At 38.4% G+C, this 22,374-nt stretch carries 25 protein-coding genes and 1 other annotated feature; of the genes, 24 read left to right on the top strand and 1 reads right to left on the bottom strand.

What is annotated here, in order from left to right:
* Positions 1 to 186 precede the first annotated feature (186 nt).
* The 11 genes from ACSVDJ_RS12525 (at position 187) to ACSVDJ_RS12475 (ending at position 8,876) form a co-directional block, all read left to right on the top strand.
* On the top strand, positions 187 to 948 hold the full coding sequence (locus ACSVDJ_RS12525) for a tRNA threonylcarbamoyladenosine dehydratase (RefSeq protein WP_439170007.1): 762 nt from the start codon (positions 187 to 189) through the stop codon (positions 946 to 948).
* A gap of 126 nt (positions 949 to 1,074) precedes the next feature.
* Positions 1,075 to 1,374 carry a DUF2089 family protein gene (locus tag ACSVDJ_RS12520; RefSeq protein ID WP_439170008.1) on the top strand — a complete coding sequence of 100 codons (300 nt, stop codon included), beginning with the start codon at positions 1,075 to 1,077 and terminating at the stop codon, positions 1,372 to 1,374.
* Entirely contained in the window at positions 1,374 to 1,661 is a 288-nt protein-coding gene (locus tag ACSVDJ_RS12515; protein WP_439170009.1) for a hypothetical protein, read from the top strand. The genes ACSVDJ_RS12520 and ACSVDJ_RS12515 overlap by 1 nt, the downstream gene beginning before the upstream one ends.
* Positions 1,662 to 1,870: 209 nt before the next feature.
* Entirely contained in the window at positions 1,871 to 2,641 is a 771-nt protein-coding gene (locus tag ACSVDJ_RS12510) for a hypothetical protein (protein WP_439170010.1), read from the top strand.
* Positions 2,642 to 2,644: 3 nt separating this feature from the next.
* Entirely contained in the window at positions 2,645 to 3,025 is a 381-nt protein-coding gene (locus tag ACSVDJ_RS12505) for a GntR family transcriptional regulator (RefSeq protein WP_439170011.1), read from the top strand.
* Positions 3,018 to 3,719 carry an ABC transporter ATP-binding protein gene (locus ACSVDJ_RS12500; protein ID WP_439170012.1) on the top strand — a complete coding sequence of 234 codons (702 nt, stop codon included), beginning with the start codon at positions 3,018 to 3,020 and terminating at the stop codon, positions 3,717 to 3,719. Before ACSVDJ_RS12505 ends, ACSVDJ_RS12500 begins: the two co-directional genes overlap by 8 nt.
* Positions 3,719 to 4,639: an ABC transporter ATP-binding protein gene (locus ACSVDJ_RS12495; protein ID WP_439170048.1), complete on the top strand. Its 921-nt coding sequence runs from the start codon at positions 3,719 to 3,721 to the stop codon at positions 4,637 to 4,639. The genes ACSVDJ_RS12500 and ACSVDJ_RS12495 overlap by 1 nt, the downstream gene beginning before the upstream one ends.
* Positions 4,639 to 5,589 carry an ABC transporter permease gene (locus ACSVDJ_RS12490; RefSeq protein WP_439170013.1) on the top strand — a complete coding sequence of 317 codons (951 nt, stop codon included), beginning with the start codon at positions 4,639 to 4,641 and terminating at the stop codon, positions 5,587 to 5,589. Before ACSVDJ_RS12495 ends, ACSVDJ_RS12490 begins: the two co-directional genes overlap by 1 nt.
* A 113-nt stretch (positions 5,590 to 5,702) precedes the next feature.
* On the top strand, positions 5,703 to 6,617 hold the full coding sequence (locus tag ACSVDJ_RS12485) for a DoxX-like family protein (protein WP_439170014.1): 915 nt from the start codon (positions 5,703 to 5,705) through the stop codon (positions 6,615 to 6,617).
* 1 nt (position 6,618) lies between these two features.
* The gene (locus ACSVDJ_RS12480; RefSeq protein ID WP_439170015.1) at positions 6,619 to 7,242 is read left to right on the top strand and encodes a DUF4166 domain-containing protein; all 624 of its coding nucleotides are present in this window, start codon (positions 6,619 to 6,621) and stop codon (positions 7,240 to 7,242) included.
* A 77-nt stretch (positions 7,243 to 7,319) separates the two neighbouring features.
* Positions 7,320 to 8,876: a YndJ family protein gene (locus tag ACSVDJ_RS12475; RefSeq protein WP_439170049.1), complete on the top strand. Its 1,557-nt coding sequence runs from the start codon at positions 7,320 to 7,322 to the stop codon at positions 8,874 to 8,876.
* Positions 8,877 to 8,920: 44 nt separating this feature from the next.
* Here the strand turns inward: ACSVDJ_RS12475 and ACSVDJ_RS12470 are convergent, their stop codons facing one another.
* Positions 8,921 to 10,321: a YcdB/YcdC domain-containing protein gene (locus tag ACSVDJ_RS12470; protein ID WP_439170016.1), complete on the bottom strand. Its 1,401-nt coding sequence runs from the start codon at positions 10,319 to 10,321 to the stop codon at positions 8,921 to 8,923.
* A gap of 89 nt (positions 10,322 to 10,410) precedes the next feature.
* Positions 10,411 to 10,624, top strand: a binding site (T-box leader).
* Positions 10,625 to 10,668: 44 nt separating this feature from the next.
* Here ACSVDJ_RS12470 and argS point away from each other — a divergent pair.
* The 13 genes from argS to istB all read left to right on the top strand — a co-directional run bounded on the left by argS (position 10,669) and on the right by istB (position 22,354).
* Positions 10,669 to 12,354, top strand: coding sequence for an arginine--tRNA ligase (gene argS / locus ACSVDJ_RS12465; RefSeq protein ID WP_439170017.1), 1,686 nt, complete (start codon positions 10,669 to 10,671; stop codon positions 12,352 to 12,354).
* A 62-nt stretch (positions 12,355 to 12,416) separates the two neighbouring features.
* Entirely contained in the window at positions 12,417 to 12,905 is a 489-nt protein-coding gene (locus ACSVDJ_RS12460) for a barstar family protein (protein WP_439170018.1), read from the top strand.
* The gene (locus ACSVDJ_RS12455; protein ID WP_439170019.1) at positions 12,905 to 13,369 is read left to right on the top strand and encodes an RHS repeat domain-containing protein; all 465 of its coding nucleotides are present in this window, start codon (positions 12,905 to 12,907) and stop codon (positions 13,367 to 13,369) included. The genes ACSVDJ_RS12460 and ACSVDJ_RS12455 overlap by 1 nt, the downstream gene beginning before the upstream one ends.
* A gap of 74 nt (positions 13,370 to 13,443) precedes the next feature.
* Positions 13,444 to 14,055, top strand: a complete 612-nt coding sequence (locus tag ACSVDJ_RS12450) for a hypothetical protein (protein ID WP_439170020.1) — start codon at positions 13,444 to 13,446, stop codon at positions 14,053 to 14,055.
* 226 nt (positions 14,056 to 14,281) lie between these two features.
* Positions 14,282 to 14,875 carry an RHS repeat-associated core domain-containing protein gene (locus ACSVDJ_RS12445; protein ID WP_439170021.1) on the top strand — a complete coding sequence of 198 codons (594 nt, stop codon included), beginning with the start codon at positions 14,282 to 14,284 and terminating at the stop codon, positions 14,873 to 14,875.
* A gap of 15 nt (positions 14,876 to 14,890) precedes the next feature.
* Positions 14,891 to 15,136, top strand: a complete 246-nt coding sequence (locus tag ACSVDJ_RS12440; protein ID WP_439170022.1) for a hypothetical protein — start codon at positions 14,891 to 14,893, stop codon at positions 15,134 to 15,136.
* Between the two features lie 80 nt (positions 15,137 to 15,216).
* Positions 15,217 to 15,468 carry a hypothetical protein gene (locus ACSVDJ_RS12435; RefSeq protein ID WP_439170023.1) on the top strand — a complete coding sequence of 84 codons (252 nt, stop codon included), beginning with the start codon at positions 15,217 to 15,219 and terminating at the stop codon, positions 15,466 to 15,468.
* Positions 15,469 to 15,586: 118 nt separating this feature from the next.
* On the top strand, positions 15,587 to 16,006 hold the full coding sequence (locus ACSVDJ_RS12430) for a DUF7674 family protein (RefSeq protein ID WP_439170024.1): 420 nt from the start codon (positions 15,587 to 15,589) through the stop codon (positions 16,004 to 16,006).
* 183 nt (positions 16,007 to 16,189) lie between these two features.
* Positions 16,190 to 17,836, top strand: coding sequence for an RHS repeat-associated core domain-containing protein (locus tag ACSVDJ_RS12425; RefSeq protein ID WP_439170025.1), 1,647 nt, complete (start codon positions 16,190 to 16,192; stop codon positions 17,834 to 17,836).
* A 16-nt stretch (positions 17,837 to 17,852) separates the two neighbouring features.
* On the top strand, positions 17,853 to 18,251 hold the full coding sequence (locus ACSVDJ_RS12420; RefSeq protein ID WP_439170026.1) for a DUF4279 domain-containing protein: 399 nt from the start codon (positions 17,853 to 17,855) through the stop codon (positions 18,249 to 18,251).
* A 950-nt stretch (positions 18,252 to 19,201) separates the two neighbouring features.
* Positions 19,202 to 19,918 carry a reverse transcriptase domain-containing protein gene (locus ACSVDJ_RS12415; protein ID WP_439170027.1) on the top strand — a complete coding sequence of 239 codons (717 nt, stop codon included), beginning with the start codon at positions 19,202 to 19,204 and terminating at the stop codon, positions 19,916 to 19,918.
* Positions 19,919 to 20,045: 127 nt separating this feature from the next.
* Positions 20,046 to 21,590 carry an IS21 family transposase gene (gene istA, locus ACSVDJ_RS12410; protein WP_439171296.1) on the top strand — a complete coding sequence of 515 codons (1,545 nt, stop codon included), beginning with the start codon at positions 20,046 to 20,048 and terminating at the stop codon, positions 21,588 to 21,590.
* Positions 21,590 to 22,354, top strand: coding sequence for an IS21-like element IS643 family helper ATPase IstB (gene istB, locus ACSVDJ_RS12405; RefSeq protein WP_439171295.1), 765 nt, complete (start codon positions 21,590 to 21,592; stop codon positions 22,352 to 22,354). Before istA ends, istB begins: the two co-directional genes overlap by 1 nt.
* Positions 22,355 to 22,374 lie beyond the last annotated feature (20 nt).

The following is a 22,374-nucleotide window of genomic DNA, read 5'->3' as shown; positions in this document are numbered from 1 at the left end:
CCAGGGACTGTCCAGAAAGTCAGTGAAAACTGACCTTCTGTGACAGTCCCTTTTCTGTATGCTTCAGTAAAAAGTCCTCCGCTTTTTCATGGGGAAATAGGGGAAAGATATTGAATGAGCGATCAATTTCAAGTATGATTAATCCTATCTGAAATAAGAGAATATAAAGACATGGAGTGGTCTATAATGTTACATCAATTTTCTCGTAATGAGCTAGCCTTTGGAAAAGAAGGGCTTGATCGATTAAAAAATACAACGGTAGCGATCCTCGGTATTGGCGGTGTCGGTTCATTTTCGGCCGAAGCACTGGCTCGTTCCGGTGTCGGGCGTCTTGTACTTGTTGATAAAGATACGATAGATATTACGAACGTGAACCGTCAGTTACCTGCTTTGTTATCAACAGTCGGTGAGTCGAAAGTAGATGTTATGAAAGAGCGAATTGCTGATATTAATCCAGAGTGTGAAGTGATTGCCTTGAAAATGTTTTATACAGAAGAAACATATGAGCAATTTTTTAGCTATGACTTAGACTTTGTCGTTGATGCCTCGGACACGATTTCGTATAAAATTCATTTAATGAAAGAGTGTTTAAGCCGAAACATTCCGATCATTTCAAGTATGGGAGCGGCGAACAAGCTCGACCCGACCCGCTTCCAAATTACCGATATTTCTAAAACACATACCGATCCAATTGCGAAAGTCGTTCGTACGCGCTTGCGTAAAGAAGGGATTAGAAAAGGCATCCCGGTTGTCTTCTCCGATGAAAGTCCGATTGTCATTCGGGAAGATGTACGTAAAGTCGTTGGGAAAGAAGATGCGGATATTCGTAAAGCGAAAATGCCGCCTGCCTCTAATGCTTTTGTGCCGTCCACTTGCGGCTTGATTATGGCAAGCTATGTTGTACGTGAGCAATTGAAAGATATCCAAATCACTCGTGTGAACGATTAATCAGAGTCATCCTGCATGTTGCAGGGTGGCTTCTTTTAATTTAAAAAGACATCATTTTAAAAAATATTTAAAAAAACTTGAATAATATTAAAGTTTAATTTAATATTATTAATAAGGAGGGATGTTATGGAAAGAAATGAGATTCCATCTTGGCTGTTGGCGTTAGATAAAGAAAACGTAGAGTTTATTAGAAAATTCGTTTTGAACTCTGGTTCTTTAAAGGAGATGGCTAAAGATTATGATGTATCTTATCCAACGGTTCGAGCAAAGTTAGACGGTTTAATCAAAAAGATTGAACTTCATAGTAAAGAAGGCGATGTTGAATTTGTGAATCTTATAAAGAATTTAGTCATCGATGAACGGATAAGTTTAGAAGTTGCCAAAATCATTATTGATAAATATAAAAAAGAGAGAGAGGACATTTAATGAGTGATCTAACTCCATTTATAGCAGCAGTTGTCATTTTTACAGCCCAACATTATCTTTCAAGAAGAGAGCAAGCCTATTGGGGAGTGGTTTTACCAATATTGTATATAGCGTTTTTAATATATGGGAAAATGACTAACTTATTTATAGATGTTAGTGATAAGGCGTTACTATTAACAGGGGTATTAGGAGTCGTATTCTTACTAGGGTATTGGCTAACAGGACGTGAATATATTGCAAGGAAGAGGAAAAAGGAAATGGAGAAAATCGAAGCTCAAAATCTGTAATGTTTGCTTAAAGGAAATGAATCACAAAGTTAACATGGTTAGAAATGAAGAGCCCGTTTTTGTAAAACAGATGAAGCAAAACGGGCTTTTCGTTTCATACATAGACACAGCCATTCCATTTTGATGGTCCTTTTGGAAAAAAAGGGTTGACGGGTCGTTTTGTCTTAGTGTACTATGTAACTAGTACAGTGATACACGGAGGGATCATCATGCTTGGCGGGTTGTTAAAAAAGGATTTTTTATTAGTGAAAGATCTGCTGCTTATCGGGTTAATAGCAGAAGTCGTGCTTTTTATCGGAGGAGCGAGCTTCTTTGCTTCTCAAGGTATTTTTGATTACATTTTTGTTTTTCTCTCTTTAACTTATATGGCCCATATCGCGCTTTTTCCGGTTGCGCTAATGGTGCTATTGAGGCAAGAGGAGAAGGGGCAATATTGGCTGCATGGAACAGCTCGGGCATCTAAATTGATGTTTTCTAAATTGCTGATTGCTTTAGTCGTAACGTTAGCTTCTTTAGTGTTAGTCGATGTGTTGGCGCTGATCGCCTTCTTTATTGAATTCCCAGTAGAGTTTGTGAACAGCCCTAGTCAAGAAATTCCTTATGCAGAGGGTTTTCTAGTTAATGTGGTGATCTTACTAGTGTCGTTTCATTTCACTTTTTTAGGCTTGTTCTTTTGGTCGATTTATCATGCTCTCAATGTATTTCCAGCGTTAAAGAAAGTTCGTTGGCTTCTCTTGATCGTTCTTTATATCGTAATGAACGCAATCATCACTTGGATAGCCGACCAAGCTGTCATTCAAAAGCTATTTAATAGTTGGATCATTCCAGTGGCAGATTGGCTAGGACCAATGATGATGGGACTTACGGTTACTACACCTATAGAAGGTATTCCAGTGTGGCCGATCATCTTTTCTCTGTTATACATTGCTGGTTTATATGTTGTATCTTGCTGGTTGCTTGATCGGAAAGTTGAGGTGTAATCAATGGTTGAAGAATTCAAAACATCGAAGCCGATTTATAGTCAAATTGCCGATCGAATTATTCAACAGTTTGTTCGAGGAGACATTCAATCGGGAGAAAAACTTCCTTCTGTTCGAGAAATGGCGATTCAGTCGGGAGTCAATCCAAATACCATTCAAAGAACGTATGGGGAGTTGGAACGCATGGGAGTCGTAGAAACGAAAAGAGGGCAGGGAACGTTTATGACGGAACAAGCAGAGATGAAACGAAAGCTAAGAGTGAACATCCAACAAGAAATGATTCACCAATTCATTCAAAACATGCGTGACATTGGTGTGAAAGATAGTGAAATTACGGAAGCGATTGATCAGTTTTTAAACGGAGAGGAGGAAGGAAATGATTGAATTTAATCATGTCTCTAAGCAATATGGCAAAAGAAAAGCACTAGATGACATGACTTTCACTTTTGAAAAAGGAAAAGTGTACGGCATTCTTGGACCCAACGGTAGTGGAAAGTCTACGATGATGAAAATGGGTGCCGGACTTGTGTTTCCAACAACAGGAGAAGTGTTAATTAACGGTCGTCGAGTGGATCGAAGCATTGCTTCAGATGTCGCCTTTCTTGCCAGTGAAGGAATGGTTTATCCTGGTTTGAAAGTAAGGCAGATGATCGATTATTTTTCCTCGCAATATCCGGATTTTTCAATTGAAAAGTCGCAAGAATTACTAGCATTTTTAGAACTAGATCTCGATCAGAAAATCGCGAAGCTGTCGAAGGGGCAACAAGGCCGTCTGAAGCTTCTGCTTGTCCTTTCCCGTCAAGCACCTGTTCTCTTGCTGGATGAACCGTTTATCGGTCTCGACCCGATGGTGCGTGACACGATTGTGAAAGGGCTTGTTTCATTCATCGATTTCGGTGAGCAAACGGTGATTATTACGACTCATGAAATCACTGAGATTGAACCGATTTTGGATGAAGCGTTAGTAATCAAAGAAGGAAGCATTAAGGCACATTGCCATGTGGAAAGCTTGCGTGAAGAACAGGGAATTTCTGTTTTACAATGGTTGAAAAGTAATTTTGTGAAGGAGGGTCAATGATGACCGCAGTAGTGGAATTGAAAAACGTCTCAAAAACGATTAAAGGGAAAAAAATTATCGATTCGCTAAGTTTTACTATTCAAAAAGGAGAAGTGTTTGGGTTTCTTGGACCGAATGGAGCCGGGAAAACGACAACGATTCGTATGATTGTTGGATTAATGAAGCTATCAGAAGGCGATATCGCGATTTGTGGCCATAGCATTCAAACAGAGTTTGAAAAGGCGGTTGAGAATATTGGAGCGATCGTTGAAAACCCGGAAATGTATAAGTTTTTATCGGGATATGAAAACTTGCAACAATATGCTCGCATGCATAAAGGAATCACAAAAGAAAAGATTGATGAAGTGGTCAAGTTTGTCGGGTTAAGTGAGCGTATCCATGACAAAGTGAAGACGTACTCGCTCGGGATGCGCCAACGTCTTGGGATTGCTCAATCTCTGCTTCATGATCCGAAAGTATTAATTTTGGATGAACCGACGAATGGGCTAGATCCAGCGGGAATTAAAGAAATTCGTCAGCACGTGCGAGAGCTAGCAGAAAAGCGAGGCTTGGCGGTTATCGTATCGAGTCATCTATTAGCGGAAATGGAAATGATGTGTGATCGAATCGCCATTATTCAAAAAGGGAAGCTAATTGATGTACAATCGGTCCACAATTGGATGGAAGATGAATTAGAAATGTATTCCTTTGAGGTGAATCATGTCGAGGATGCAGTGAAATACGTGAAGCAATTCTTCCCGAATGGGCAAGTGAAAATTGTTGAAGGTCAGCTTGTGATGGAAAGTGATAAAGAGCAAATTCCAGATATCGTGACGTTGCTCGCTGAACGAGGCATTCGTATTTACGAAGTGAAACCAGTATCGAAATCACTAGAAGAACGCTTCTTAGAAATTACAGAGAAACAGGAGGTATTAGTGTAATGTTTCGGTTAATACAAAACGAATGGATTAAAATGTTTAAACGACCAGGAACGTACGTCATGATCGGACTGTTAATTTTAATGGTCAGCGCTTTTGCGGCTTATTTAAAATACGATGAAAGCAAGCAAACGGGGAAACAGCCAGCATGGGAAGAAGTGGTTCAAGCTGATATAGCCGCTTCACAAAAACAGTTAAAAGATAACCCGAATATGTATAAAGAAGGAAAAGAACGAATCCAAGAAGAAATCAAAATTAATGAATACCGCTTAGCAGAAAATGTTCCATTAGATACGAAAACAACGATGTGGTCATTTGTAGATAATAGTACGGCCTTCCTTAGTTTTGCTGGTTTATTTATGATTATTATTGCGGCAGGAATTGTCGCTAGTGAATACAGTTGGGGCACGATTAAGTTGCTGTTAATTCGCCCGCTAAGTCGTTCGAAAATTCTTTTTTCTAAATATGTTACCGTTATTTTATTTGGATTGTTAATGATTAGTATTTTATTCCTATTCTCTTCTTTAGTTGGAGCGATCTTGTTCGGAACAGATGGTGAAACCGTTCATCTAGCTTATGAAGGTGGAAAGGTTGTTGAACAAAGCTTAATCTTGTATCTATTCAAATATTATTTATTAAGCTCAGTTGACATCTTTATGATTGCTACAATGGCCTTTATGATTTCAGCGGTCTTCCGTAATAGCTCGTTAGCGATTGGGATTTCTTTATTCTTATTATTCATGGGTTCTAATGTGACGATGATGATTGCCATGAAATATGATTGGGCAAAATATTCATTATTCGCTAATACGAATTTACTAGGATATGAAACAGGTCAAGTGATGGTAGAAGGTATGACATTGCAATTCTCCCTTGTAGTCCTTGCTGTTTACTTCGTTATTTTTCACTTGCTAGCTTTCTTTATCTTCTCGAAAAGAGATGTGGCCGCTTAATGTTTGGCACCTCCAGTGATTGGAGGTGTTTTTTTGTTTGTTAAAACTGGTATGAAAGTAAAGCTTTACAAATAAGAACACCTTCCTGATAATTACCAATAGGAGGTGTAGAAATGAACAAGCAACCCCCCATTTATGTACAGACAAAAATCAATGCATCCATGGAAGAATTATGGAAGTATACGCAACAGCCAGAGTTGCATAAAGAGTGGGACGTACGATTTACGGAAATCTCATATCTCGATAAAAAAGAGGGCGAGCCCCAGCAGTTTTTATATAAAACAAAGATTGGTTTTGGTCTTGAGATTGCTGGAAAAGGAGAAACGGTAGGGGAAGTTCAGCAAAAAACAGGAGAGAGAGTATCGTCATTAAAATTTTGGACGGATCATCCACTTTCTTTAATTCGTTTAGGGAGAGGGTATTGGAAATACACGCCGGTAGGAAACGCCATCCAATTCGAAACACAATATAACTATGAGACGAACTTCGGTAAAGTTGGCAAAGTGATTGATGCTTGGCTGTTTCGGCCGCTACTTGGTTGGGCGACAGCTTGGAGCTTTGAGGCATTGAAGCTTTGGCTTGAAAAAGGCTATCACCCAAAATTACTTCTTCACAAAGCTTTAACCTATTCGTTCGTTTGTTTTTTGCTGAGCTTTATTTGGATATATCAAGGGCTTGTGCCGAAAATTATCGCTGTTCATCCAGAAGAAGTGAAAATGTTACTTTCACTTGCTTCGTTACCGATTGATGCTGGGGCGGCGATTCGATTGGTTGGCGGAATCGAAATAGCATTCGGCCTTGTATGGCTACTTCCTTTTCAAAAGAGAAAATTATTTCTATTCCATGCGATGTTAATCGGACTTATGACTTTATTAGTTTGGATCGCTAATCCGGCGAGTTTTGTGCATCCGTTTAACCCGCTTTCACTTAATGTGGCACTCGTCCTTATTTCAATCATTGGGTATGTCAACAGTAGCGATTTGCCACAACCAAGTAAAACGGTTAGAAAGAGAAAGGGGATGAAGTGAGATGCCATCGATTTATCAAACTATTTTAGGCGATTCATTTACTAAGCTACATCCGATGTTACAGCATCGCTATACGATTACGACAGAAAAAAGCTTTTATGGACAAGGAAAGATGGAGGAGATTTCCGGAGGGAGTCGCTTTATTCGTCCGCTGTTTCAATGGGGAGTGAAACGGCGTCTCTTTTTTTCAGAAAGAGGAAGGGACATTCCGTTTTTTATTAAAAATACGGCATATAAAGCAGGAAATGGTCGTGAGCATGTGAGGTGGAACCGCTATTTTACATTTGATAAAAAGGAACGGCATTTTGATGCGGTCATGTATTTGGATTCAAAGAAAAGGAAGATTATCGATGATTTCGGAATTCCGTCATTTTTAGTATCCACTCTCGATTTTCAGGTTGATACAGAGGGGTGTTTACATATTTCATCTAATAAACAGTGGTTGAAGTTATTTGGAAAGAACATCCCTTTACCTACATTTTTGTATGGGAATGCCTCAATTATTGAATCATTTCAAGAGGATAAGGGCTGTTTTCATGTGGAGGTCCATGTTAGTAATCCTCTAGTTGGTACTTTATTTTATTATAAAGGCTATTTTCATGAAGTGGAGTGTGAGCAGCTGTGAGAAGCAAAGTGACCATAGGGTTCATTCTCTTTTCGCTATACATCATTAGTCAATGGGAGTCGATTCATCCAGCAGAGATGTTGTTATTATTATCGATGTTGATATTCGTACCAATCACTTGGGAATTGACGGATCAGTACAAAAGAGATGGCCAGAGGATGCGGCTTGCGAAACTTCTTTCTATCTTTTATGTTCCGGCTGTTCTCTCAGCCTATTTTGCTATCATTGGGCATTTTACGATACTTGCATGTATTTGGTTTGCTTATACGATTGGTGCTTCCTTGTTTGGGGTTCTTCGGCTGTTGGAGAGAGGTGTACGGCCGGTTACAGAAGTCGCCATCGACAGTGGCTGGATCTATTTGGGGCTTGGTGGCTTTTGGTTTTTTGCTTATGTGGCTGAACTACCGATCATGCATTTTTCTAGAGAAACGATTTTGTTAACCGCCGTTCATTTTCATTATTCCGCCTTTATTATTCCGATTATTAGCGGGTTGCTCGGGAGAAAGATCAGTGGAAAAAATTCACTCTATTCGTTCATCTTGATGCTCATCATCGTCTCGCCCATGACGATTGCTGTAGGTATCACGTTTTCACGTTGGATTGAATTCATTGCTGTTGTCGTGTATGCCATCGCTCTGTATATGTATGGTTTCTTTGTTGTTAAAGCTGATTTTCGCAACAAATGGGCCAAGTTGCTTATAACGTTTTCTTCAGCTGTGTTGCTTGTAACGATTTTCTTTTCCTTTCTTTATGCGTACGGCAGACTGGGCTTTTCAGGAGGGTTGACTATTAAACAAATGATCTTTATTCATGGTGCAGTCAACGCGTTTGGAGTTGTTTTGCCCGCATTAATGGGCTGGCTTATAGAAGGGCCATCTAATGGACGTGCTTATTATGGCAAGCCAATGAGCCGAATTTTCGGCGATTCGATCATTAGTGAGCGGTTTCTTACAAGGAAAAAATTAATAGATGAACGTACATATCATGGGCTTGTCGACGATATGGGGCATTTTTGCTCCAAGCATTTTGATAAACAAAAGCTAGCGCCATCGATCTCTCAGTTTTACGAACAGACAGAAAATTATCAGTTAAAGGCGTTCATTCAATGGGCTTCATGGTTTAAACCTCTAGCCTTTTTATATGAAAAAGTCAGTCGGCACGTACAGCAAATTCATCTATCAGCTGGTGGGCGCTGGGAGATGATGACAGGTGATATTGTAGCTGTTCAATCAAATAACGACGGCAGAGAGCGTGTTCGTGCTTGGGTTCGCAATAATGATAAAGGAGAAACGATTTTTGTTGCTCTTTATTCACAGCATACCTATGAAGAGGAAGCCTATATGAATATCGCTTTGCCGCTGCCATTCTCTAATATGACGGGCATTTTGCGCTTTGAAAATGATGGGAAAGATTTAATTCTTTCGAGCAAAGGCAGAACAACAGGAAACGGAGACGAAGGAATTTATTTACACACTCCGCTGGCTGTCATTCGCTTACCGCTTGCCGAAACATTTATCATTAAGGAAAAATCAGCCGATCAATTAATGGCTCATCATCAAATGTGGATCTTTGGGGTGAAATTTCTTGAGATCAATTATGAGATTGAGAAGGTGATCGTTTCAGAAAGGGCCTAAATCTCCTATACAAAAAGCCTGCTTCGTTTAGCAGGCTTTCTTCATCAATATAAATCTTTCCCTACGATGATCTCACCGTTTACCGCTTCAATAAACGCGAATTCACCTGTCAAGTTTGGATACACTGGTTTGTAAACAAGTTGATAATAATCTTCGGAGTCTTCCACGTATTCTTTCTCCCACTGTAGCTCGACATCAAAAAAGCGAGTGAACAATTGTTTTGCCTTTTCCTCAGAAACAGTTGGTTCGAGCGGAAGCGAGGTGATCAATTCAGGATGAATTTCCGGCCCGAGATAATGATCAATGTGTCCCGTCGTTCGATTAACGGTGATGCTGACGAACCCAAACCTTACGTGAACGCCTCCGTGGTATAGCTCAAAATGAAACCAAGCGTTTGTTTCGTCCGCTTGGGGGTCTGACTTCATCCGAAAATACTGATCTGCTTTTGGGTAAAGATGATATAAAAATTGCAGAGCGATATCTTCACACTCAGCAAGACTTAATTGTAAATCTCCTTCTCGTTCCAAGAAAGAAAACATCCCTTTTAGCTGTTTACTATTTTTATCCACCTGCAATTTAATGGTGTGGTCATTTCGTTGCTGAAAGAAATCATCAAAACTACGACTAGAGACCTTTTCTGGCTCATCTTTGTCCATCCGCCAAACCGTACCGATCACATCTCCCATATCTTGCTCACGAATCAATTTGAAAGCTGATCGATCTAAGCCGATAAAAGTATCGATGTCCTTCGTTGATGTTTTGGATGGCTTGGCCAATGGGACAAGCTGTTTAGGGGTGTCTTCCTCTTGTTCAAATTGTGGGGTTGTACCATTAGCTAGTAGTTGATGGAATCGCAAGTTCGGTTCAAATACGAGATGGGGCAAATCATCCCCATTTTCATATATTTCTTTGCTAAGAACGGTGATCATTGCTTCCATTTCTAATTCATTTACTAATGTACTTTTTGCTTCCTCTTTATTGATGATTTTTTCAGGGGAAACGATTTTTTTAGCCACGCCATCGTAACGAAAGCCGACGATTTCTCCAGCCTTTGTGATACGAACAGAAAAGCCTGTGTTAGGAAGCGGTAGCTCTAATTTTTCTTGGTTAAAAGTAAATCGTAAGTCTCCATTTTTTAATTCATCTATTTTTTTAAAGGTAAAAAGCTTCAGAGCTTCTGGATAATGTTCGAGGGCAAAATGCAAGGCGATTTCTTTTAACTGTTCGTTTGATAAAGAGCTTTCTTTGTTGTCTGAGATAGCATTCTTTGCCAATTTAATCAAATGACTATCTTTATCTAATTCAATCCAGATCCCCTTGTCATCATCACTTGGGTCTTTCCATAAAAATACAGAACGACTGTCTGTTTCATGTTCGCGATAATCTTCAATTTCAAGCTCATAGTTAGTTGGGACGCGTCCGATTGTTTTTGCTTTTTCTTTCAATTGGTCGGTTAAAATAGGAATCTTCCTCTCATGTTTAAACTGATGATTGTATTTCCTTTAACAATTGTATATAATATCAAAAAATAATGAAAATTTCCATGATGAAGAGAGTAGTTTAGATAGGGTCTGAAAGCGAGTCGGGGATGGTGGAAGCCTGATAGTCTGATCTAAATGAAGCGCACTTCTGAGAAGCCGCCTGAAACGAAGTAGGGTGGGCCGGGGATCACCCCCGTTATAAAGTAAAGCTGGTTCTTTAGGAACAATCAGAGTGGTACCGCGGGTTATTTCAATCTCGTCTCTATTTTTAGAGGCGGGATTTTTTATTTTTTAGAAAGGGATGTGAGGAGATGGAAGTAATGAAAATATTTGCGGAAGAAATTGCTGTTAAGTTAGACAATGTAGTGGCACTAGAAGAAATTATGGCGATGATCGAAAAGCCGAAATATGCAGAGCAGGGGGATGTCGCTTTCCCTTGTTTTTCATTAGCGAAACTGATGAAGAAATCACCGCAGTTGATTGCCGCTGATTTAGCGAGCCAGATTGAGCACCCATTGTTTGATACAGTGATAGCGAATGGAGCGTATGTGAACGGCTTTTTAAAGAAACAAATCGTTAGCGAGTATGTGCTCACCGATATTTTGCAGCAAGGAGCGAATTACGGTCATTCAACCTATGGTCAAGGAAAAGTGATTACGATGGATTTCTCCTCGCCGAATATTGCTAAGCCGTTTTCGATGGGGCATTTGCGCTCTACTGTGATCGGAAATGCGATTGCCAATATTGCAGAAAAATCAGGGTATCAAACCGTTCGGATTAACCATCTCGGTGACTGGGGCACACAGTTTGGAAAGCTAATTACCGCTTATAAACGCTGGGGCAGCGAAGAGCAAGTCAAACAACAGCCCATTCAAGAATTGTTACGTCTATATGTGACGTTTCACGACGAGGCGGAATATGAGCCTAGTCTAGAGGTAGAGGCAAGAATGTGGTTTAAAAAGTTAGAAGATGGAGACGAAGAAGCGAAGCGGTTGTGGAAATGGTTTAAGGACGAGTCCCTTATTGAGTTTTCTAAGATCTATGACTTAATGGATATCCGCTTTGATTCGCTGAATGGGGAAGCCTTTTATAATGAGAGCATGGATGAAACGGTTCAGTTATTGCAAGATAAGGGCTTGCTTCAAGAGTCGGATGGAGCTGAAGTCGTTGATTTGCAACAAGATGATTTGCCGCCGTGCCTAATCAAAAAGTCAGATGGTGCAACTCTGTATGCAACGCGGGATTTAACGGCTGCGATTTATAGACAACATCATTATCAGTTTGACCAAGCGTTATATGTCGTGGGACACGAACAAAGTCTGCATTTTAAGCAAGTCTTTCTCACACTTGAAAAGATGGGCTACGAATGGGCAAAAGGCATGGTTCATATTCCGTTCGGCTTTATTCTAAAAGATGGGAAAAAGATGTCGACGAGAAAAGGGAAAGTCGTGCTCCTTGAGCGAGTGATTGAAGAAGCGATTGAATTAGCGAAGCAAAGCATTGAAGAGAAAAATCCGCAACTTGCTCGGAAAGAAGAAGTAGCAAAAGCTGTCGGTGTTGGAGCGATTATTTTTCACGATTTAAAACAGGAGCGGCAAGGAAATATTGAGTTCTCGCTTGAAGATATGCTGAAGTTTGAAGGAACGACTGGCCCATACGTGCAATACACACATGCGAGAGCTTGTTCAATTATGAGAAAATCGGAGTGCGAAATCAATTCTCCAGCTGGCTTGAATGATGACTATAGCTGGGCCGTGATCAAATTATTAATGGAGTTTCCTGCTGTGATTGAAAGAAGTTTGCAGCAATACGAACCGTCTCAAATCGCCAAATATGTGATTGACCTATCTCAAGAATTTAATAAATACTATAGCCACGTCAAAATTTTAGTAGATGATGCAGAAAAAGAAAGCCGGCTTGCTTTAGTGAAAGCGGTGACGATTGTGTTAGCGGAAGGGTTGAGGCTGCTAGGGATCAAGGCGCCAGTGGAGATGTAATTACTTGAAGCTTTCCGTTTTGATGGTTGTAAGAAGAAAATAACAGAAGGAGAGTAGCGAAAATGGTTTCAATTGATTTTACTAAACTAGAAAATTCAGCTATCCGTATTTTATCGACATCTGATGTTCAGTCCCTTGAAATTTTAAATAATAAAGAATTAAAAAATGAATTAAATATCATTTTAATTGATGGGGGAAAGTGTGTAGATAAATGGGGGTTGTTTGAAGAATTTAAAATAAAAATGAATTTCCCAGACTATTTTACAGATAATTGGGACGGATTTGATGAATGTATAAATGACTTGGATTGGTTGCCCAATAAAGGTTTTTTGCTTGTTTTCGATAATAGTGAGTGTATATTATCTGCTCAAAAGGAAGAGTTACTAACCTTTTTTGAAATAATGAATGCTACTATTCAAGAATGGAAAGATGGAGAACAATTTGATGATTTTTCGTCTTCTCCTGTTCCATTTAATATTGTAATGATTTGTAAAGATGGGGTTAAAGAAGATTTGAATAAATGTTTATTAGAAATTAACGAAGATTATTGATGAAGAAAGCCGCCGTATCAGCTACGTACGATGCATGGGGGAATATTCTCTCGAAAAATGGAGCGATGGTGGATATAAACCCTTATCGCTATGCTTCCTACCAACATGATAATGAGACAGGGGTATATTGTCTCTTTGCACGATACTACGAGCCGAAAGAAGGAGTTTTTCTCACTATTGACCCACAACCAGGAGAAGTGAATGATCCTCTTAATCAGCACCCGTATGTTTACGTTCAAAATAACCCAGTGATGTTGGATGATCCAGATGGAGAAAATCCTTATGTAGTAGTGCTTGTTTATGTAAGTGGTCGTTACGTTGTTAGGTATGTTAAGAAAAAAGGCGTTAAATATGCCGCTAAAAATATAAAGGAAAAATTCAAAGAAACTACAAGGGTAAATTACCAACTAAAAAGGTTACAAAGAAAAAAAGAAAAGGGAAAACAAAGGAACCCGAAGAAATAATCAGGCTCAAAATCGCCAAGTTAATGCAATTGTAAGTAAACATAAACTTTCAAAGGCACAGAGAAGAGAACTTCATGACGCTATATCAGGAAGAAATTATGGATATAGACAAATCGATGAAATTGCTAGGGAAATTAAATCAGGGACTTGGTAAAAACAAATGGAGGAGTAAAATAATGTTGCAATTTGAAATTGAAAATTATTGTAGAAACCTTGTAGGATTTCCACTTAATGAGATAGGGAGAAATTCAAATATGGTTTGGTTTGGATTTGGAAAATCTATTACTACAGTTAACAAAAGAGGAGATAGTTTGAAATCCTCTGAGTTTGTTTTGCATATCCAATGTACCTGGAGATTAATTAAGGAGAATAAAATCATTACTGCCTCAAGAGATATATATGTACCTAAGTCAAATTGGAATAGTGATAATGAATTTGACTGGGATATAATAGGGGAGAATAGGTTTGATGAATTATTAAAGGATTTTAAAAAAAAATATTGTGGGAAAATATATATTAACTCACTTAACTCGGATCCTCTAGGTGGTTTGAGAATCTCATTTACAGATAATATCTCATTGGAAATATTTCCGGATGAGTCAACAGAAGAAGAGTTCTGGAGAATATTTACTCCTGGAAAATTAGATTCACACTTTGTAGTTACTGGTTTAGGAATTGAGAAGTAATTGCAACACGTTTTACTTACTGATTCCATCCTAATGTTAAGTTATTTTTAATTAACACTAGGTCGAAAAGTCGATGCCTAAGCATAGGGAATCGGCTTTTTTATATCGAAATTTGTTTCGTGTATGTTTTTCGTGTTTTGTTGGTAGGAACTCCATGTCCATCAAGCTAAGGGTGTAAATGACTAGATAGGATACATGGGAGAATAATCTCTCAAAAAGTGAGGCAATGGCGGATATAAACCCTTATCGCTATGCTTCCTACCGACATGATAATGAGACAGGGTTATATTATCTCCTGGCACGATACTACGAGTCAAAAGAAGGGTTTTTTCTCACTATTGATCCACAATCAGGAGAAGCTAAAGACCCAATTAGTCAGCATCCATATGTTTACGTTCAAAACAATCCTGTTATGCTAGATGATCCGGATGGAGAAAATCCTTATGTAGCAGTGCTTGTCTATGTAGGTGGGCGTTGGGTTGTAAAACAGAGTCTTAAAAAATCGTTGAAGAATACAGCAAAGAAATACAAAGGTAAGATCAAGGTCAAGCACACAGTAAAGAAAAAATCACCGAAAGCTGTAGCTAGAAAGGTAACGGGTTATACCAAACATGGAATAAATCAAGCTATAGGAAGGGATGGGGGAAGAGGTGTATCTTCCAAAGCTATTCTGAATGCTATTAGAAATCCAAAGAAGATACAAAAGCAATCGGGAGGAAGGACTAAGTATGTCGGGAAATACGCAGTTGTGGTTTTGAATGCGAAGGGAAAAGTAATAACTACTTATGCTAAGAGCTCGAAAGGATTTAGGAAGAAATAGAAAGGATTCAAGAATATGATAAGAGTAAATGAAGAATTATTACCTTTATTGAGACAATGTCTCCAATCGAATAGACCTGATCTTTTATGGATACTAGACACTGATGACTATATCTATATAGATCAAGATTTAGGAAATGAGTTACGTGAGGCAATACTTGTAGAGTTTATTCGGATAGGTCTAGACAGTGATGACAATCCAAATGAGATAGGAATTAAATTAGAAGAGTTAATTGATGAAATTGGAGACATGTTTATGTAGCTGTTTTACTTCCTATAAAGAAATAAATGCCTATAGAAATGCTTATTATTAAGGGCGTCTAGAAACATTCTAGGCGCTTTATGATTAATAGTTCTGTTGCGAAAATAGGTGTTAAATACGCTTCCAAAAAATACAAAGGTAAAATCGCTCATCCACGAAAGTTTGCAAAAAACAAGGCGCTTCGAAAAACCTTGAATGAAATGTATCGTCCAAAAGGCACAGTAGGGGACGGTAGTTTGGCAACAGCAACAAGGTTAGAAGTTAAATATGGAATAAAGGTAAAGAAAGCACTAAACACAACATCAAGGAGTTTCTATTGTCATCATTTGTAATTGAAATGACGGATACTTATGATAGTTTGCGTATGTCAAAATTTAATGTGCAGTCTCTGCCAAAAACAATCTTCATCTTAAACGAGTTGAAATTAATTCCTTAGAAGGGTGATGTACAGTGAAAAACGAAATTTCTACAAATGAAGTAATGAAACTACTCCTACAAGCGTGCCCATCTTATCAAACAAGATGGGAAGAATATGTTAAAGATAATTATGAAACGGGAGAAGAACATTTACTTTATATCGACCTATCCGATTTCTCTGCTCACATTATAGATTTATACAAACAAAACAAAATAGACGAGTTCCCAGCAGTGTTTGAAGTAATAGAATTACTGCACACAAGTGGTGACGACTATGTTAAAGAGGCTTCAACAATTGGATTATTGGAAGATATGCAAAATCAACTTCTTACTGACAAAATAGATACAAGTGTTTTTAAGCAATTTTTAAAGCAAGATTCATTAAAATGGTGGAACAACCTTAATGACTTTTGGGGCGGTCAAACTAAATATGTTGGTGGTCCAGAAAAATAAGTGATTTTATAAGGAAAGCCTCAGTATTAGTGCTTTCCTTACTTTTTTATTCGAAAATCAACATTAAAGATTAACACAGCTAAAAAATAAAGAAATTAATCGATAATTAAATAAAATGAAACCATACATCCATCTGGTGATCGACTACAGAATATTTATGATAAGAATAATCAACTGGAACATGTGGCGGTAAATGGTTCAAGAAAGTGGACCTACACTTATGATGCCAATGGAAATGTAGACTCCATTTTGAACGTTGCCACTGGGGCAAAAAAGACATTCACTTACGATAAGAATGAAAAGGTGAAAAAATCTATACTTGGAAACCAATCCGTTGAGTATGGATATGACAGTACGGGAGTAGCTACTTCTGTTATAGGCCGCTCTGGCACTCAAGCTTTTACACAAGCCTATACCATAGATAAACTAGAACGGTTGACACATCTTAAACGCAACGGGGCCAGTCAGGCAACTTTAACATACAACAAAACGGATGAATTAGAAAAAATCTCCTACGTCAATGGTATCTCGTCTGTGTTTAAATACGACGCAGCGGGACAGCTGAAGACGTTGGAAACGAAAAAAGGGACAACAGAGTTCGATACCTTTACCTATGAATATGATACAAGAGGCAACATTACGTCCGTTACTTTTAAGGATGGAACTGCCACATACGAGTATGATGCTAACAATCAGTTGACAAAAGAGAAAACAGTAGATGGAATAGCAGTATCTTATGAATATGACGCTGTGGGCAATAGAACAAAGAAGACAACAGTAAAAGATGGACAAACGATTACTAAGTCGTATACGTATAACGCAAATAATCAATTGAAGACAGCAGGTTCCAATACCTACAGTTATGATGAAAACGGCAACCGGACACTGGATAGTCAATACAAGTATGTATATAATAAACTGAATGAGCTGGTCGAAATCCAGACACTCAGCGGTCAGACGGTAGCGAAATACACTTATAATGAAGATGGGCGCTGTATCAGCAAGACCGTCAACGGTCAGACGACATATTACCATTATGATGAAGATCAGGTATTGTTTGAAACTGATTCAGCAGGCGCAATCACCGCAGAGTACAGTTATGATGACTATGGTCGTCCATTGATGATGACAAGGGATGGGAAAACTTACTACTATGTCCTTAATGAACATAAAGACGTTGTGGCATTAACCGATGTATCTGGAAATATTGTAGCTTCTTATACGTACGATGCATGGGGAAATATTCTCTCGAAAAATGGGGCGATGGCGGATGTGAACCCTTATCGCTATGCTTCCTACCGACATGATAATGAGACAGGGTTATATTATCTCCTGGCACGATACTACGAGTCAAAAGAAGGGGTTTTTCTCACTATTGACCCACAACCAGGAGAAGTGAATGATCCTCTCAGCCAGCATCCGTATGCTTATGTTCAAAATAACCCGGTGATGTTGGATGATCCAGATGGAGAAAATCCATATGTAGCAGTGCTTGTCTATACAGGTGGTCGTTATGTTGTTAGGTATGTTCAGAAAAAAGGTGTTAAATATGCGGCTAAAAAATATAAAGGGAAGATTAAGAAAAACTATAAAAATAAATCTGCGCTTAAAAAGAAACAAAAGAAGAAAAAGAAAAAGAGTATACAGATGGTTAAAGATAATTACCTGAAGAGAAAGGGGATAGATGCCCATTCTTTGAAGAATGAATACGTTGGCAGAAAAAATATAGCGCATTACGATATTTATGTTGATAAAAATACAGGTAGATTGTTGATATACAGAAAAGGAGGTAAGGGTGAACCTATTACAACCCACTTACGTATTAAATAAAAAGGAGTAAACAATAATGGCGACAAATGTTAATGCTGAATTTGTTATAATTGGTGATATTTTTGACCCTAATGTTGTTACACAGAGACTCGGTATTGAGCCTCATGGGTATTGGATAAAAGGGGAAGAAGTTCCGAAAGCACCCATCAAAAGAAAAGATACGAATTGGTGGATTCATACTGACTACGAACACTCTTTTGATATAATGTGTCAATTAAGTAAGCTTATAAGTCTTCTTCGAAATAAGAAAAATATTTTAAAAGAGCTAAAGACAACATATGATTTAGATTATTTATTTCTTGTTGTCATTAACGTTGAGGAAGATGAAAAGCCTGCTATTGCTCTAGATAGTAGCTTTATAACTTTTGCAAATGATATAGGTGCAGAATTTGCGGTAGATTTATATATTTATTAAAAAATACTTGATAAAAATGATCATAAAATGTAAAAAATAAAATTAATTTTTCAGTGTTAGCCTTAACAGTGGGCTGACACTTTTTTTACTTGGCAAAGCAATAGTTAGACATAAGGCCTTTATTATCATTATGATGAAGGCCAGATGTTGTTTGAGACCAATTCAGCAGGTGCCATCATTGCAGAATACAGCTATGATGACTCCGGTCGTCCATTGACAATGAACCTATTACTATGTCCTTAATGAACATAAAGACGTTGTAGCATTAACCGATGCATCTGGAAATATTGTAGCCTCTTATACGGTATGAAACGTTTGCCAGAAATCGCTTAAGGCGAAGGGATTGGCAGGGTTAGCATAAATTTTGCTAACAACAACTGATATTACGACACCACGGCGGAGAACCCAAATAATCTCCGTGACTAGATGGAAGCTAATACTCCCACATGCAATTCTGGTAACAGGTTGTGTGAAGTCGGGTAAAGTCGCACTAAGTAGCCCTAACAGGACAAGCTGAGGAAAGGTTAAACACTACTGTGAATATGGTGCGGGCTGGGCAGCTGTATATGGTTAGAATTTAGATAACTAATGACGAACCACTGAATGTACGTCTCGTAGAGCGGGCAATAGAAATGTTGTCTAATTAACTATATTCCAAAGGATTTATCGTATGGGATTCTGATGGATAGAACTAATGGGTTGTTCTACTGAAAAGGTATAGTCGGGATAAAGGTGGAACCTAAGTACAGTTATATACCTAGTAATATCGGAACGTTTGAGACCCCTAACGTTTAGTAATCGCTTGGGGATTGCGAATCGCATGAAAGAGCATGAATAGGGGAGTCAGTAGGGGCATAGTACTGTTGAAGCTTTGTAATGGAAGTGGAGGGAAGGCCCCAAGTCTAACATCAATAGTAATCGCTATCCCATGTGGAAAGAAGGCGATACGGTTGAAGGTCAAAGAAAAAGATATTTGGCGATATGGTATTAACGATATCGAGCAAATATTATTTGATAAAGCATTAACCAAAACACGATTTAACCACTTATGGCAATACGTCATAGACGAAGTAAATATTATTTGTTCAATTAAAATTATAGGTAGCAATAAAGGTAAGAAAACAGCAGGTCCAGACGGTCTAACATTTAACAACATTATGAAGCTCGATATTGATGTCGTTATAAAGGAAGTTAAAAATCGGTTATTTGGTTCAAAACAAGGTAAAGCAAGACGTGTGATGATACCAAAAAGCAACGGGAAGATGCGACCATTGGGCATTACAAACTTATTCGATAGAATTGCACAGCAATGTGTGAGGAATATCTTAGAACCAATTCTTGAAGCACATTTCAATCCTGAAAGTTTTGGTTTTAGAAAGAATCGAAACGCTCAAGAATGTATGTCCTATATCGCAACTACTTTACAATACAATAACGAAGGTCATATCTATGATTGCGACTTAAAAGAATACTTTGATACCGTACAAATCGACAAAGTGTTAGATAAGTTAAAATCAAACCATAATATACATGATTTAGCATTTCTAAAATGTATAAAACGGTTAATGTGGATTGATTTGATACAACCAAAAGAAAAATATAACGGGATTGGATTAAGGCAGGGTACGATTTTAGGTCCAATACTCGCCAATGTGATGTTCCTGTAAACGCTAGAATAAAGTTGACAGTTTTCGCTTGATAGGATTTTACACTTTTGCTCTATCAACCTATTACTTTAGTAAAATAGATGTTAACGCTATTTTACTGGAGGTTAGGGTTTTGGAGGAGAAGTTAGTGTTGTATATAAAGATTCATGAACTGCATAGAAGAAAATTTAAAGTAGCACAAATCGCTAAGGAGCTTAAGATCTCAAGACCAACTGTTTATAAATATTTAGAAATGACATTTGATGAGGCAAGAGTTTACACTGAACAACTTTTGGGGAAGAAGAAAAAACTAGATCCCTATAAAGACTGGATACTTGCCTGGCTAGAAGAGTATCCTCACCTGAGTAGTGCTCAAATTCATGATTGGCTTTTGGAGAGATATCCCGACCTATTGGTCGGTGGAAGTACTGTGAGATCTTATGTGAAAGACATTCGTGAATTTTATCAGATTGAGAAAAAGGTTATTGTACGTCAATATGAAGCAGTTCCTGAACAACCAATGGGAAAACAACTTCAAGTAGACTGGGGCGAAACAAAACAGAAGACAATGGACAACAAAGAAATCAAACTGTACTTTATTGCCTTTGTACTCGCTCATTCCAGGCATAAATATATGGAATGGCAGGCACGTCCATTTACCACAAGAGATGCGATTCGATGTCATGAAAATGCATTCCAGTTTTACGGAGGACGAACAGAAGAAATCGTCTATGATCAGGATCATTTAATCACAGTGAGTGAAAATGCAGGACAGCTACTTTTAACAGCTGAGTTTCAAAGTTATGTGAATGAACGAAAATTCAAAATCTACTTGTGCAGAAGAGCCGATCCGGAATCTAAAGGGATGATTGAAAATGTAGTGAAATACATAAAAGGCAATTTCGCAGACAGTCGGGTGTTTAGCAACATAGAAGATTGGAATGATCGAGCATTACAGTGGCTTCAACGTACCGGGAACCATCAGGTTCACCAAACAACGAAAAAAAGACCAGTAGAAGTGTTTCTCCTCGAAAAGCAACACTTACAGCCAGTCCCTTCGTTACTTTCATATGAAAGTAGCAACAAACAAAGTATAACAAGAAGTGTAAGTAAGGACAACACGATTCGTTATAAGTCAAACCGTTATTCCGTCCCACTTGGGACTTATCAAACAATGACTGAAAATCTTGTATGGGTTGAAGTGATAGGCGACGAGCAACAAACACTCGTGATACGAAAAGAAGCAAATGGTAAAATCATTGCCGAACACATTATTAGCTCAGAAAAAGGAAAACTTATTCAAAACCGCCATCATACCCGTGATCGTTCGAAAGGGATTGAAGAACTTAAGCAACGTCTAATCTCTTACTTTGAAGATCCGACACAGGCAGCTGCTTATTTTAATAAGATCAGCCAAAGATACCCGAGGTATCGTCGAGACCAGTTTGCGATCATCCAGAAGGTGATTCAACAGTATCCAGTATTAATTGATACCGTGTTGACTAAATGCATGACAGAGAAACTATACAATGCGAATGATTTTCGTGATATCGCTCACCACCTTGATACATTGCATGATGAAGCGATGAAAGAAGTACAATCTTTTCATAATAATTCGCCAAAACATTCTCATATTAAGGCTTCCACCCGTTCTTTAAATGCGTATACCAGTATTTTAGGAGGTCGGGCATAATGAACAGGACTGTGCATGAATTACAAGATCAATTTCGTCAGTTACGCTTATCAGAGACTGCGGAGGAGCTGCCACAGCTTCTTCGCGAAGCGGAAAAAGCATCGTGGACCTACTTAGAATTCTTAGCATCTATAACACGATATGAATTAGGAAAACGTGAAGCGAAAAGCCTTGAAAAAAGAATGAAATGGGCACGCTTCCCTTTCGTGAAGTCATTAGATGAATTCGAACTGAAAGGTCAAAACGTTCTGACGGCCCGTCAACTTACTCAACTTAGAGAATTAAGTTGGCTAGAGCAACAGTACAATTTAATTCTCCTAGGTCCTCCTGGCATTGGGAAAACGTATATCGCCATTGGACTGGGACTCGAAGCCGTATACAGAGGATTCAATGTTTACTTCGCTACAATGGGCGAGCTTGTGCAGCTTTTAAAGACAGAAGAATATCTGAATAAATCCAAAGTTCAGCTCAAACGGATTAGGAATGCCGATCTCGTGATTATCGATGATTTAATGTATATGGCGATGGATCAGCGAGAAGCAAACTTATTTTTTCATTTGATTAATCATTTATACGAACGAAGTTCGATTATCCTAACTTCAAATAAAAGTCCAGATGAATGGGGTAATTTAATTGGAGATCAAGGAATCACCACAGCTATTTTAGATCGCTTACTTCATCGTGTGGAAGTTATACGTGGTGCGGAAGATGAGGACAGTCATCGGATGAAAAATCGGAAAAGCATTTTTTCAGCAGAAGTGTAAAAAGGAAACGAGCAAAAAGT

It is taken from the genome of Bacillus sp. Hm123 (assembly GCF_051842975.2).
Lineage (GTDB): Bacteria > Bacillota > Bacilli > Bacillales > Domibacillaceae > Bacillus_CE.
The sequence above is the reverse complement of the archived record's forward strand: the minus strand, read 5'-3'. Positions and strand labels throughout refer to the sequence as shown.